Raw genomic sequence first — 13,039 nt, 5'->3', positions numbered from 1 at the left:
GAATCCCCCCCCCTCAAAAATTAGAAATTCAAACCAAAGAACTCTTCAAACTTGCTAACTACATAATCTAAATGCTCTGTAGTCAAGCCTGGATAAATACCAATCCAGAACGTTTGATTCATTATACGGTCGGTATTTGTCAACTCACCCACTACACGATATTTCACATTAGCAAAATACGGTTGGCGAATCAGATTTCCAGCAAACAGTAAACGTGTACCGATTTTTGCTTCATCAAGGAATTTCACCAGTTCGACACGGTTAACACCGCTAGTTTCTTTCAGGGTGATAGGGAAGCCAAACCAGGATGGATCTGATTTCTCTGTTGCTTCTGGTAATTCGAGGAATTCAGTGCAAGATTGCAAACCTTGTTTCAAATAGGAAAAATTAGCTTTACGCTGCTCTACAAACTCTTCCACGCGTTCTAACTGAGCCAGACCACATGCTGCCTGCATGTCCGTGATTTTGAGATTATATCCGAGGTGGGAATAAGTATATTTGTGATCATAGCCTTGAGGAAGTGACCCCAATTGCTGACCAAAACGCTTACCGCAGGTGTTATCGCATCCTGGCGCACAATAACAATCCCGGCCCCAGTCACGGAACGACTCAATAATTTTCTTCAGTTCACCTGACTTGGTGAATACAGCACCGCCTTCACCCATTGTGATATGGTGAGCCGGATAAAAACTAACGGTTCCGATGTCACCAAAGGTACCTACCATCCGGCCTTCATAAGTCGTCCCAAGGGCATCACAGCAGTCTTCAATCAACCATAAGTTATATTTATCGGCAATCCGACGAACTTCACTCAGGTTAAATGCATTACCGAGTGTATGAGCGATCATTATCGCTTTTGATTTCTCAGTAACTGCAGCTTCAATGAGAGAGGCATCGATATTATATGTCGGGATATCAACATCCACGAATACCGGTATTAAACCATTCTGGATCGCCGGGTTAACTGTAGTCGGGAAGCCAGCAGCGACAGTAATAACCTCATCACCAGGTTTGAGAGCACGCTCGCCTAATTTTGGGGAAGTCAGCGCAGTCAGTGCCAGCAAGTTTGCCGAAGAGCCAGATGTAGTCGTTAAAACATGAGGAACTCCAATAAATTCCCCAAGTTTTTTCTCAAAGGCATCATTGAAACGACCAGTAGTTAGCCATCCATCAAGAGACGCCTCAACCATCAATTGTAACTCTTTGGCACCAATAACCTTCCCGGAAGGAGGTACAACGCTTGCACCTGCAACAAAAGGTTTCGGGCTCAATGCCTCATTCGCATACTGAGCGACAAGCTGAGAGATTTGCTCACGCAGGTTATTTGCTGTCATTACTTTGATTCCTTAAACTTATTTTCTTAACGAGTAGTTGCAGACATATAGTCGCTGATTTCACGCTTTGAACAAATCAACATATCTTCGCCGCGAATCCATGCTTTATGCCATTTTACGATGCGACTAAGTGTTTCAGTCAATCCCCAACGCGGATGCCATCCTAATTGCATATTTGCTTTAGAGCAATCCAGTTTCAGGTAATGTGCCTCATGAGGATGATTCTCACCATCCAGTAACCAGCTTGCATCATCACCCCAAAGCGTAACCATCTTGTCAACAATAAATTCGACCGTCTTCGCATCTTCATCACGCGGGCCGAAATTCCATCCTTCAGAAAACTTAGCACCTTCTGTATACAAGCGTTGCGCCACCACAATGTAACCAGAAAGAGGCTCCAGTACATGCTGCCAGGGACGGATAGAATATGGGTTTCGAATAATAACCTGCTGGTTATTTTCAAATGAGCGCAGAATATCGGGAATTAAACGGTCTTTAGCCCAATCGCCTCCACCTATGACATTACCAGCCCTCACAGACGCCAAACCAACGCCATGTTGCTCATAATTTGCAGGATTGAAGAATGAGTTCCGGAATGCAGACGCGACTAATTCTGCACAACCTTTACTATTAGAGTATGGATCGTACCCTCCCATGGGTTCGTTCTCACGATAGCCCCACACCCACTCACGATTGTCGTAGCACTTATCACTGGTGATATTTACGACTGCCTTTATGTTACCTACTTGCTTAACTGCTTCAAGCAGATGGACAGTACCCATAACATTTGTTGAGTATGTTTCGATTGGCTGTTCATAAGATAGGCGCACTAAAGGCTGGGCTGCCATATGGAAAACAATTTCTGGCTTAAATTCTGCAATAGAACTGCGCAGCTTTTCAAAATCACGAATGTCGCCAATATGAGATTCCATAAGATCATTAAGACGCACTATCTCAAATAAACTTGGAACAGTTGGCGCATCAAGTGCATAGCCTTTTACAATTGCACCCATTTCAGTCAGCCATAGCGAAAGCCAGCTTCCTTTAAAGCCAGTATGGCCGGTAACGAATACACGTTTACCTTGCCAAAAATTTTTATCAATCATCTACTTACTCCCAGGTTTTCCACGGAGCTTTACCTTTTTCCCACAGCCCTTCGAGGTAAACTTTATCACGTAGGGTATCCATCGGCTGCCAGAAACCTGGGTGTTCAAAAGCCATTAACTCCCCCTGTTGTGCCAATGTCATTAATGGCTCTTGTTCCCAGGTTGTTGCATCGTTATCGATGAGATCGATAACCGATGGATTCAACACAAAGAAACCACCATTGATCATTGCCCCATCGCCTTTCGGCTTTTCCTGGAATGACCGGACCTGACCAGCTTGGATATCTAATGCGCCAAAGCGTCCTGGTGGAAAAGTAGCTGTTAAGGTCGCTTTCTTACCGTGAGCCTTATGGAAATCGATAGTCGCTTTGATATCAAGGTCGGCAACGCCATCACCATAAGTAAACAGGAAAGCCTCGTCATCTTTTACGTATTCAGCAACACGTTTCAGACGACCACCAGTCATTGAAGAATCACCCGTATCAACCAATGTGACATTCCATGGTTCAACACGTTTATGGTGAACTTCCATACGGTTTTCAGCCATATGGAATGTTACATCTGACATGTGAAGGAAGTAGTTCGCAAAATATTCTTTAATCACATATCCTTTATAACCACAGCAGATAATAAAATCCTTGATACCATGCACAGAATACATTTTCATAATGTGCCAAAGAATAGGCTTGCCACCAATTTCTACCATCGGTTTTGGTTTTACAATTGTTTCTTCACTTAATCTGGTACCAAGTCCACCAGCCAGGATGACCGCTTTCATAAATTATCCTCAATATTATTTAGATGCGGTAAATGCATCAGAATAGAAATGTTCTACAGAGAGATTTTTCATCATAAAGTCCTTTTTACTGGCATCGATCATCACAGGTGAACCACATGCATATATATCGAAGAACTCTAGAGAATCAAAATCATCCATCACAGCATGATGGACAAATCCCTTTCTTCCCCCCCATTCGGCGTCATCACCAGAAACAACAGGGATATAATGAACGTTGTCGTGCTGTTCACTCCACTGCTGCGGTAATGCAGAGTAAAAATCTTTACTATCTTGCATTCCCCAGTAGATGTAGATCTCACGACGACATTTTCCCTGAATGAGATGCTCAACCATTGATTTAACTGGAGCGAATCCAGTACCGCCTGCAAGGAAGATTATAGGTCTGTCACTTTCACGAATAAAAAATGTTCCGCAAGGTCCTTCAATGCGCATAAGAGTATTTTCTTGTAACTCCCCAAAAATGAGCGAGCTCATCTGACCATTGGGAACATTCCTTACATGCAACTCAATACCATTCGACTCATCACTATTAGCGATAGAATAACTGCGAGTTACACCTTTATAATGTAAATTGATATACTGCCCTGGAAAGAAGCCAATTTTTGCTGTTGGTGGTGTGCGTAACTTCAAAGTCATAACATCGCCTGAAACCAGTACAGCACTATTTACCTTGCATGGGACAATTTTTTTTGTCTGTCCAGCTAGTTCAGGAAAAAAATGCGCATTTAGCTCAAGGGCGGTTTTAGGTTTACAGCAGCAGGTTAGTATTTTATCACCCTGTCCAAAAATATTACCTTTGGAGTCAACAACTTCTCCCGCTAACAAATCGGACTCACAGATACCACAATCACCCGCTTTGCAGCTATGTTCAAGATGGATGCCAGCCGATAGCGCAGCATCGAGGATTGATTCATCCTCTCTACCGGAAAATTCAATATTTGATGGAAAAATCTTAATAATATGAGACACGATGCTTACTCTGTTAACAAGGCTTGATGCAGTAAAGGTGCTGCAGCATCTTTTGCTGAAAGCTCAGGCAGCTGAGAAAAAGGCCATTCAATACCTATTGTCTCATCATTCCATAGAATGCTACCTTCCGATGAAGGTGAGTAATAATTAGTTGCTTTGTACAGAAACTCTGCATAATCACTGAGAGTAACAAAACCATGAGCAAAACCTTCTGGAATCCAAAGCTGTCGCTTATTCTCAGCAGATAGATTTACGCCAACCCACTGACCAAAAGTAGGTGATTCTTTTCGGATATCGACCGCAACATCAAAAACCTCACCGACAGCACAGCGAACTAACTTTCCCTGTGCATTTTCTCCTCTCTGAAAATGTAGCCCTCTGAGTACATTCTTTTTGGATTTTGAATGATTATCTTGAACAAATGTAACTTTACGTCCAATCGACTCTTCAAAGGTCTGCTGGTTATAACTTTCAAAAAAGAATCCCCTCTCATCGCCAAAAACTTTAGGCTCTAAGATCAAGACATCTGGTATTGCTGTTTTAATCACAATCATCACTTATAAACCTTTCACCATCTTCAGCAAATATTTGCCGTAATCATTTTTTGATAATGGCCCGGCCAGTTTTATAACCTGTTGTGCATTTATAAAATTTTTACGAAATGCGATCTCTTCCGGGCAAGACACTTTCAGACCCTGGCGTTCTTCGATGGTTGCAATAAAATTACTGGCCTCTATCAAACTCTGATGCGTTCCCGTATCCAGCCAGGCATAACCGCGCCCCATCATAGCGACAGACAATCTTCCCTGATCCATATAGATACGGTTAATATCCGTGATTTCTAACTCACCGCGAGAGGAAGGCTTAAGATTTTTCGCCATCTCCACCACGCTATTATCATAAAAATACAGCCCCGTTACCGCGTAATTACTCTTCGGTTGTAACGGTTTTTCCTCCAGACTAACGGCTGTGCCATTTTGGTCAAACTCAACCACACCGTAGCGCTCTGGATCGTTTACATGATAAGCGAAGACGGTAGCACCACTTTCTTTATTAACGGCAGCTTCCATTAACTTTGGTAAATCATGACCATAGAAGATATTGTCACCCAGCACTAATGCACAATCATTATTACCAATGAACTCTTCACCAATAATAAACGCCTGTGCTAAGCCATCCGGACTTGGCTGTACTTTATATTGAAGATTCAGCCCCCATTGGCTGCCGTCTCCCAGCAGTTGTTGAAAACGCGGCGTGTCCTGTGGCGTACTGATGATCAGGATATCCCGAATGCCTGCCAGCATAAGTGTGGAAAGGGGATAGTAAATCATCGGTTTATCATAAATTGGTAGCAATTGCTTACTTACCGCCATGGTCACCGGATAAAGACGAGTGCCGGAGCCTCCCGCTAAAATAATGCCCTTACGCGTTTTCATTTCCATTTCTCATTCATAGAAAATGCCCTTATGGGCATTTAAATTTATCAGATGGTTGTCGTCGTAAACATTTCAGTCAGCATACGCTTAACTCCTAATTCCCATTGCGGCAGAATAAGGCCAAAATTACGCTGAAACTTTTCAGTATTGAGACGCGAATTACCAGGTCTGCTCGCCGGCGTCGGGTAGGCGCTGGTCGGCACAGCATTAAGCTCAGTCAGCGCAAGCGTTATCCCTGCTTTGCGCGCCTCGTCAAAGACTAACGCCGCGTAGTCATGCCAGGTTGTAGTTCCCCCGGCAACCAGATGGTAAAGACCTGCGACTTCTGGTTTATTTAATGTCACACGGATCGCATGAGCCGTGCAGTCAGCCAGTAATTCCGCACCGGTTGGCGCACCGTACTGATCGTTGATGACTGAAAGTGTCTGACGCTCTTTCGCCAGACGAAGCATTGTCTTTGCGAAATTATTGCCCTTACCTGCATAAACCCAACTGGTGCGGAAGATTAGGTATTTAGGGCAGTTATCCTGCAGGGCCTTTTCTCCCGCTAGTTTGGTCTTGCCATAGACATTCAGCGGCGACGTAGCGTCCGTTTCCTGCCATGGGATATCGCCGGTACCAGGAAATACATAATCGGTTGAATAATGCACTACCCATGCGCCAATTTCGTTGGCCGCTTTAGCGATGGCTTCCACACTGGTGGCGTTAAGCAACTGCGCCAGTTCTGGTTCAGACTCTGCTTTATCTACTGCAGTATGTGCTGCTGCGTTAACAATCACATCGGGACGAAGCTTACGAACGGTTTCGGCAACGCCTTTCGGATTACTAAAATCACCGCAAAACTCTTTTGAATGGACATCCAGGGCAATCAGATTCCCCACTGGCGCCAGAGAACGTTGCAACTCCCAGCCTACTTGCCCTGTCTTACCAAAAAGTAAGATATTCATTACTGGCGTCCTTCATAGTTCTGTTCTATCCAACTCTGATACGCCCCACTTTTAACATTGTTTACCCATTGAGTATTTGCAAGGTACCATTCCACTGTTTTACGAATACCGCTTTCAAAGGTCTCCAGCGGTTTCCAGCCTAATTCACGGCTAATTTTACCTGCATCAATGGCATAACGACGATCATGGCCCGGACGATCCGCGACATAAGTGATTTGTTCACGATAAGAAGTCGCTTTGGGTACAATCTCATCCAGCAGATCACAGATGGTAAATACCACATCGAGATTTTTCTTCTCATTGTGGCCACCAATGTTATAAGTCTCCCCTGCCTTGCCTTCAGTCACTACCATATGAAGCGCGCGAGCGTGATCTTCTACATATAGCCAATCGCGAATCTGATCCCCTTTGCCATAAATTGGCAAAGGCTTTCCTTCCAGTGCGTTCAAAATGACCAACGGAATCAGTTTTTCAGGGAAGTGATAAGGGCCATAGTTATTAGAACAATTGGTAACGATCGTTGGTAGACCATAGGTACGCCGCCAGGCACGGACTAAATGATCGCTGGATGCTTTTGACGCAGAATAGGGGCTACTTGGCGCATATGCCGTCGTTTCAGTAAATAACGGCAACGTAACGCTGTTTTCAACTTCATCAGGATGTGGTAAATCGCCGTAAACTTCATCAGTGGAAATATGATGAAAACGAAAATTATTTTTTTTATCTTCGCCAAGCGCAGACCAGTATTTACGCGCAACTTCAAGAAGTACATAGGTGCCGACGATATTGGTTTCAATAAATGCTGCCGGCCCGGTAATCGAACGGTCCACATGACTTTCCGCAGCCAAATGCATCACCGCGTCCGGCTGGTACTGCTCAAAAATACGCGTTATTTCAGCGGAATCACAAATATCCGCGTGTTCAAAATTGTAGCGATTACTTTCAGAAATATCAGAAAGGGATTCAAGATTACCGGCGTAGGTTAATTTATCAATATTAACTACAGTGTCCTGTGTATTCTTAATAATATGGCGAACAACAGCTGATCCAATAAAACCTGCCCCGCCAGTAATAAGTATCTTCACTTTTCTATTCCATAAGGCGTATTTAATGTGGTATTTAATTTGCCAATAAAAATTAATTGCTCAAGTCGTTACACACGCTACCGCCCCTGGTTCATCAGCTACCAGTGCACTGCGTACATATCGACTTGTTACAAACCTCGCCCAGCAGGGCAAAGCTCACTAAAACTTAAACGCTAATTGTCTTATTAATTGCATCCGGAAACAAGGATTAATCTTATAAAATCAGCATTAAAATGCTCCAGATAACCCCTTGTTACTTAAGCCCTTTATACAAAACTAAAACGGCAGTCAACACTCGTTTCAGCCAACTTGCCGCTTCGAATGTTCACTGCCGTTATTATGTTTATCACCAACCATTTATCACGGTTGTTAATACTTATTCATGCAGAAGCTGCTCTATGCTCTTACGGAACTTCGCTCCTTCTTTCAGGTTGCGCAGCCCGTACTTCACAAATGCCTGCATGTAGCCCATTTTTTTACCGCAGTCATAGCTGTCGCCCGTCATTAGCATCGCGTCAACCGACTGTTTTTTCGCCAGTTCAGCAATCGCATCGGTAAGCTGGATGCGGCCCCAGGCGCCCGGTTCGGTTCTTTCCAGTTCCGCCCAGATGTCGGCTGAAAGCACATAACGGCCTACCGCCATCAAATCGGAATCCAGCGTCTGCGGCTGATCCGGTTTTTCGATAAACTCCACAATCCGGCTGACTTTGCCTTCATTATCCAGAGGTTCTTTCGTCTGGATAACGGAATACTCCGATAAATCACCTTTCATGCGCTTTGCCAGCACCTGGCTGCGACCCGTTTCATTGAAACGCGCCACCATCGCCGCAAGGTTATAGCGCAGCGGATCGGCGGTAGCATCATCAATAATAATATCCGGGAGTACCACAATGAAAGGGTTATCGCCCACAACCGGACGCGCGCACAGAATAGAGTGCCCCAGTCCTAACGGCTGCGCCTGGCGAACGTTCATAATCGTCACGCCCGGTGGGCAGATAGATTGCACTTCCGCCAGAAGCTGACGCTTAACGCGCTGCTCAAGAAGCGATTCAAGTTCATAAGAGGTGTCGAAGTGGTTCTCAACGGCATTTTTAGACGCGTGAGTCACCAGCACGATTTCTTTGATCCCTGCAGCCACAATCTCATCGACAATGTACTGAATCATCGGTTTGTCGACGATCGGTAGCATCTCTTTTGGGATTGCCTTGGTGGCAGGCAACATATGCATACCCAAACCCGCTACCGGTATAACTGCTTTCAAATTCATCATTGTTTCTTCCACCTGTAAAATGGTTGCTGAATTATAGCTCTTTAGCTTGTTTTCGCCAGCATGAATTACTCTGCTGCCAGGGATAATGATGGCACGCTCTACATTACGTCTTAGTCGGCACCATAACATTAAGTATGAACAACTTTTTCCCAGGAATTTTCGTAAAAATAGCGGTACTTACCCTCCCCGCTTCGGCAGCGAAAAATTCACTGCTTCGACATTCACGGTTTGGTGATTAATCCTGTCGATATCCACGGAACTCTGCCCGTTTTCATTGATGGCATGAACATTAGCGAGGGAAAGCAGCGTGTCCTGGCGGGCCATAAATTGACCACGGACATCTTTACGCAAATCAAAATGCATTTTTAACGCCGGGCCAATCGCTGAAGTTTGCATCACGTTGATATTACGCAAAAAGAGGTGCTGCGGTTGATTATGCAGTTCCAGCGTAGCACGCGTCATCCGTACATTGGTGATGGCAACAAATGAGGGGGCGTTACCGGAGGAAATTTGAATGCCGCGTAATTTATAAGCAACCTGGCGATTATCCAACCGAATAGCGTTTAATTTAAAGTTTTGCGGAATTGACAGGTATTTTCCTTTAACGACGCCATAGCCGATGAGCATCCCGGCACTATTCGTCATATCAATATTATCAATGACGAAATTATCACAGCCATAAATGGCGATCGTTGCGTTATCAATACCCGCATTTTTACTGAAATCGGGCGTGATGTTTTTGGCTTTGACATTGCGAATGACGAAATGTTTGCCATTTTCTACGTGTACCAGTTGTCGGCAATCAGATCCGGTAATATTGGCCACCACAAAGTTTTTTACTGCCTGGTCTTCAGGATAACTATTGTCATAGGCGCTACCCGCCAGCCCGATGCCGATCCCCCAGTTGATTTTGCCATTGGTACAATCAATGCGTTCGATGACATGATCGGAAATCAGGATGTCGCGGTCATGAATCGCGACATTCCACTCAATGGCGTCCCCCTGCAAATCGCTAAAGCGACTATGCGTAATCCGCGCGCCGTCCATTTGGTTATGAAATCCCTGGCGGAGAATGGCGTAGTTGGCGTGGGTAACGGTGATGTCATCGATAATGAGATTACGCATCACCTGCGGTTCCTTACCGCCGATGAAAATTTGCGCGACGGGGCCAAAGCCGCTCATCGTCACGCCTTTAATCACACAGTCCGACCCGCGAACATCCAGCGTCACATTGTGCAGACTGCCGCCCTGCTCCCCCACCACCTGACACCCGTCCAGCAAAATAAACCGTCCCCGGCCATTCCCACGCACCGCGCCCTGTATCCGCAGCGTTTTTCCCGCCGGAATCGTTATCGCCGCATTGATATTTTCACACACCCATCCTGACGGCACGACCACAGTCTGCCCGTCGGCGAAGGCCTGTTTGAACGAGGCGATACCGTCATCCGCCGGATAATCCTTAATATCGACGGTCTGGCGAGGTTCACGCGCCTGTACCGGCAAGGCGCGCAGAAAAGGAAGAACAGCAAGCGCGGAACCTGCCGTCAGGAGGGTACGTCGGGAGAATTTAGTCGCGGGCATACCACCTCGTTTATATGGTTTGTAGCAGGCTGGCTAACTGGCGATTAATCGCCTGCTGATTAAAATCTTGCGCCACTTTTTCACGAGCGCGCATGATCACCGACCCCAGCGTATCGTGGTCAATCCGGCTGAACTCAGCGAGTCGGGCCGCCAGCGCCTGCGCATCGTTTTCCGGTACCAGCCAGCCGGATTTGCCGGCCTCCACCAGTTCCGGAATACCGCTATGCACGGTAGACACCACGGGAATCCCCACCGCCATCGTCTCCATCAGCGCTACCGGAATACCTTCCATATCGCCATCCGTACCGGTAATCGACGGCAGCAAAAAAACATCGGCGTCATCCAGCATCGCCTTCACTTCATGGCTCGGTTTAAAACCCGGCATCTCAATGACATCCTCTAACTGATACTGCTCAATGAGCGTGCGCAGCCGACGTTCCCACGGGCCAATCCCCAGAATGCGGTAGCGAAACGCCACGCCCTGCGCTTTCAGTTGCCGACAGGCTTCAATCGCCACATGCAGGCCTTTTTTCTCGGTCAGGCGCGCGACGGAAATCATCTCCAGCGGCATCCCTGGCGCTTTCACCGGACGATGGGAAAAACGCGTCATGTCGACGCCCATGCGCGAAACGGCAATCTTTTCCGGCGGACAGCCCATACTTTTCAGGCGACCGGCCCACAGATCGCTGATGGGCAGCATCAGATCGCCACGACGAAACAACTGCTGATACTCCGGCGTGTAATGACTGAGCACCTCGCGACTGGAAATATCAATTCCGTGGAAAATAGTCTCGATTTTGCCGCGAAGCACGCCCAGTTCGCGCAGTTTGGCCGCCGTCACGCCCGCCGGACCAAAGTGCGCGATGAACACATCCGCCACAAAAGGTTGGCCCGCCTGCGCGCAAATCGCGGAAAGGATCAAATTGCGTGATTCATCGCCGTAGCGGGTAAAATTGAGCGCTTTCCAGGTCGCCGCCCGATGCAGCCCCGGCAGCGTTTTACATGCCCGGTAGCGCAGCTTCGCCAGCCGTCCCTGGGGCTCATCCTGTAACCAGCGGGTTTTCGCCGCCAGGCCATACTTCTCCCAGGCGGCGTGAGTATGTTGGGTATCGCCTTTTTGTAACGCGACAATCTCCACCTCATGGCCCATATCAATAAACGCAGTAATCTGATTCAGCACAAAGGTTTCCGATGAGAGTGGAAATTTCAGCAGAAAAAAGCTGACTTTCATTGCGCCTCCCGAATTCTGTCGAGAGCAGATTTGATCATCGTGAACCCTTTCGCCCGCTCCTCGGTGACGGCGTTAGCCACTTTTGCCTTTAGCGCAGGCAATTGATTGAGCGTATCGGCCACCACGCTTTGTAATGAACCGTTCAGCAAGTGACGGATATCGATGGCCAATTCCGCCAGGCCTAGCTGCTGCATAATCCCGGCGGATTTATGTTCATAATTAATGGCGATAGCGGGCGTGCCAAAATTCATGGAGATAATGGCGGAATGCAGGCGCGTCCCGATGGTCAGTACGCAGGATGCGAGGATCTTTCCGATTTCCACGTCATTGAGTTCGTCCATCGCGATATGGAAATGCTCTGAGTCGTTTACATACTTCGCCATCCGTAACGCAACCATCCGGTCATCGCGGTTATAGCGATCGATACTGGTGCAGGTCGACAGCGCCAGTACCTGATAACCGTCCGCAATCAGGCGATTCACGACCTGGGCAAATGCCTGCTCATAGGCCTGCTGAGTGGTGCCCAGGCGTTTATCAAACGGCTCCAGATCGCGCAACGTAATCGCGACGGTTTTGCGGCGCGCGGTGACGTCCAGCCAGTGCTGCACAGCATAACTGGCGACAAACTCGTCGTGACGGCGTTCGACTAACCAGGCGGTATCCACCCCCTGCTCTACTTTTCGGGTATCGATCTGCGCGGCGGTCATCAGATCGCGGCTGACGGTTTCACGCAGGATCAGCGCACTGGTGCGCCCAAAACATAATTGGCGAGCTAGTTAAAGTCAGGGTTCTGGAAAGGGCCGACGCTATGTCCCACCATATAAATTGGTTTGTTCGCCATAAACGCGCACAGCGGATATTCAAAGTGAGTCAAACCGTATAAGTCGACATAGTTTGAACCGCCCACCTGAATGACGGCGTCATACTGCGCAATAAATTGCGCGAATTCGGCAAATTCCGGCGCGATAGCAAAATTACGCAGCGATCCTTCCTGGGCGACTTTAGACAATAAAATTTTATGCTGAAAACGACGGCGTAATACTTTTTCACCCGACCGTTAAGCCCTGCCGCCGCCTGCTGTTTCTGGCTTAATTGATACAGCGGGTCGGCAATAATCGGTCGCCCCTGCAACCAGGAGGAACTCACCGGGAAACGGCTCATCACATCCATCTCCGCCTCTGGCGCCTGTTGACGGATGGCATCAAGCAAACCGCGCATAATGGCGCTATCACCACGGTTGCCGCATGTGTGGTTGCCTAAAATTAATAATTTCATAAATAG

General features: G+C 47.1%; 10 protein-coding genes and 2 pseudogenes. All 12 read right to left on the bottom strand.

Features of this window, described 5'->3' with window-relative positions:
* Positions 1-20: 20 nt before the first annotated feature.
* The gene (rfbH, locus tag AAYN39_RS21560) at positions 21-1,334 is read right to left on the bottom strand and encodes a lipopolysaccharide biosynthesis protein RfbH (RefSeq protein ID WP_000126347.1); all 1,314 of its coding nucleotides are present in this window, start codon (positions 1,332-1,334) and stop codon (positions 21-23) included.
* Between the two features lie 26 nt (positions 1,335-1,360).
* The gene (rfbG, locus tag AAYN39_RS21555; protein ID WP_000565909.1) at positions 1,361-2,440 is read right to left on the bottom strand and encodes a CDP-glucose 4,6-dehydratase; all 1,080 of its coding nucleotides are present in this window, start codon (positions 2,438-2,440) and stop codon (positions 1,361-1,363) included.
* Positions 2,441-2,444: 4 nt separating this feature from the next.
* The gene (rfbF, locus tag AAYN39_RS21550) at positions 2,445-3,218 is read right to left on the bottom strand and encodes a glucose-1-phosphate cytidylyltransferase (RefSeq protein ID WP_000648783.1); all 774 of its coding nucleotides are present in this window, start codon (positions 3,216-3,218) and stop codon (positions 2,445-2,447) included.
* Positions 3,215-4,208: pseudogene (locus tag AAYN39_RS21545) on the bottom strand (CDP-6-deoxy-delta-3,4-glucoseen reductase). The gene rfbF and the pseudogene AAYN39_RS21545 overlap by 4 nt, the downstream one beginning before the upstream one ends.
* Before the next feature lie 5 nt (positions 4,209-4,213).
* Complete coding sequence (rfbC, locus tag AAYN39_RS21540) at positions 4,214-4,765, bottom strand: dTDP-4-dehydrorhamnose 3,5-epimerase (RefSeq protein WP_000973711.1); 552 nt, start codon at positions 4,763-4,765, stop codon at positions 4,214-4,216.
* Positions 4,766-5,644 carry a glucose-1-phosphate thymidylyltransferase RfbA gene (rfbA, locus tag AAYN39_RS21535; RefSeq protein ID WP_000857536.1) on the bottom strand — a complete coding sequence of 293 codons (879 nt, stop codon included), beginning with the start codon at positions 5,642-5,644 and terminating at the stop codon, positions 4,766-4,768.
* A gap of 47 nt (positions 5,645-5,691) precedes the next feature.
* Positions 5,692-6,591: a dTDP-4-dehydrorhamnose reductase gene (gene rfbD / locus AAYN39_RS21530; RefSeq protein ID WP_001023656.1), complete on the bottom strand. Its 900-nt coding sequence runs from the start codon at positions 6,589-6,591 to the stop codon at positions 5,692-5,694.
* Positions 6,591-7,676, bottom strand: a complete 1,086-nt coding sequence (rfbB, locus tag AAYN39_RS21525; RefSeq protein WP_000697846.1) for a dTDP-glucose 4,6-dehydratase — start codon at positions 7,674-7,676, stop codon at positions 6,591-6,593. Before rfbB ends, rfbD begins: the two co-directional genes overlap by 1 nt.
* A gap of 376 nt (positions 7,677-8,052) precedes the next feature.
* On the bottom strand, positions 8,053-8,946 hold the full coding sequence (gene galF / locus AAYN39_RS21520; protein ID WP_000981469.1) for a GalU regulator GalF: 894 nt from the start codon (positions 8,944-8,946) through the stop codon (positions 8,053-8,055).
* Between the two features lie 177 nt (positions 8,947-9,123).
* Positions 9,124-10,527 carry a colanic acid biosynthesis protein WcaM gene (gene wcaM, locus AAYN39_RS21515; RefSeq protein WP_001111852.1) on the bottom strand — a complete coding sequence of 468 codons (1,404 nt, stop codon included), beginning with the start codon at positions 10,525-10,527 and terminating at the stop codon, positions 9,124-9,126.
* A gap of 10 nt (positions 10,528-10,537) precedes the next feature.
* On the bottom strand, positions 10,538-11,758 hold the full coding sequence (gene wcaL, locus AAYN39_RS21510; protein ID WP_000868505.1) for a colanic acid biosynthesis glycosyltransferase WcaL: 1,221 nt from the start codon (positions 11,756-11,758) through the stop codon (positions 10,538-10,540).
* A pseudogene (gene wcaK, locus AAYN39_RS21505) lies at positions 11,755-13,033 on the bottom strand (colanic acid biosynthesis pyruvyl transferase WcaK). Before wcaK ends, wcaL begins: the two are co-directional and overlap by 4 nt.
* Between the last annotated feature and the right edge of the window lie 6 nt (positions 13,034-13,039).

The sequence above is a fragment of the Salmonella sp. K21076 genome (genome assembly GCF_039650795.1).
Lineage (GTDB): Bacteria > Pseudomonadota > Gammaproteobacteria > Enterobacterales > Enterobacteriaceae > Salmonella > Salmonella enterica.
Note: the sequence above shows the minus strand (reverse complement) of the source record. Positions and strands in the feature narration are given on the sequence as shown.

Bases quoted from the DNA above. Each gene is read 5' to 3' on its own strand.
- rfbH (WP_000126347.1), bottom strand. From the start codon at position 1,334: ATGACAGCAAATAACCTGCGTGAGCAAATCTCTCAGCTTGTCGCTCAG.
- rfbG (WP_000565909.1), bottom strand. From the start codon at position 2,440: ATGATTGATAAAAATTTTTGGCAAGGTAAACGTGTATTCGTTACCGGC.
- rfbF (WP_000648783.1), bottom strand. From the start codon at position 3,218: ATGAAAGCGGTCATCCTGGCTGGTGGACTTGGTACCAGATTAAGTGAA.
- rfbA (WP_000857536.1), bottom strand. From the start codon at position 5,644: ATGAAAACGCGTAAGGGCATTATTTTAGCGGGAGGCTCCGGCACTCGT.
- rfbD (WP_001023656.1), bottom strand. From the start codon at position 6,591: ATGAATATCTTACTTTTTGGTAAGACAGGGCAAGTAGGCTGGGAGTTG.
- galF (WP_000981469.1), bottom strand. From the start codon at position 8,946: ATGATGAATTTGAAAGCAGTTATACCGGTAGCGGGTTTGGGTATGCAT.
- wcaM (WP_001111852.1), bottom strand. From the start codon at position 10,527: ATGCCCGCGACTAAATTCTCCCGACGTACCCTCCTGACGGCAGGTTCC.
- wcaL (WP_000868505.1), bottom strand. From the start codon at position 11,758: ATGAAAGTCAGCTTTTTTCTGCTGAAATTTCCACTCTCATCGGAAACC.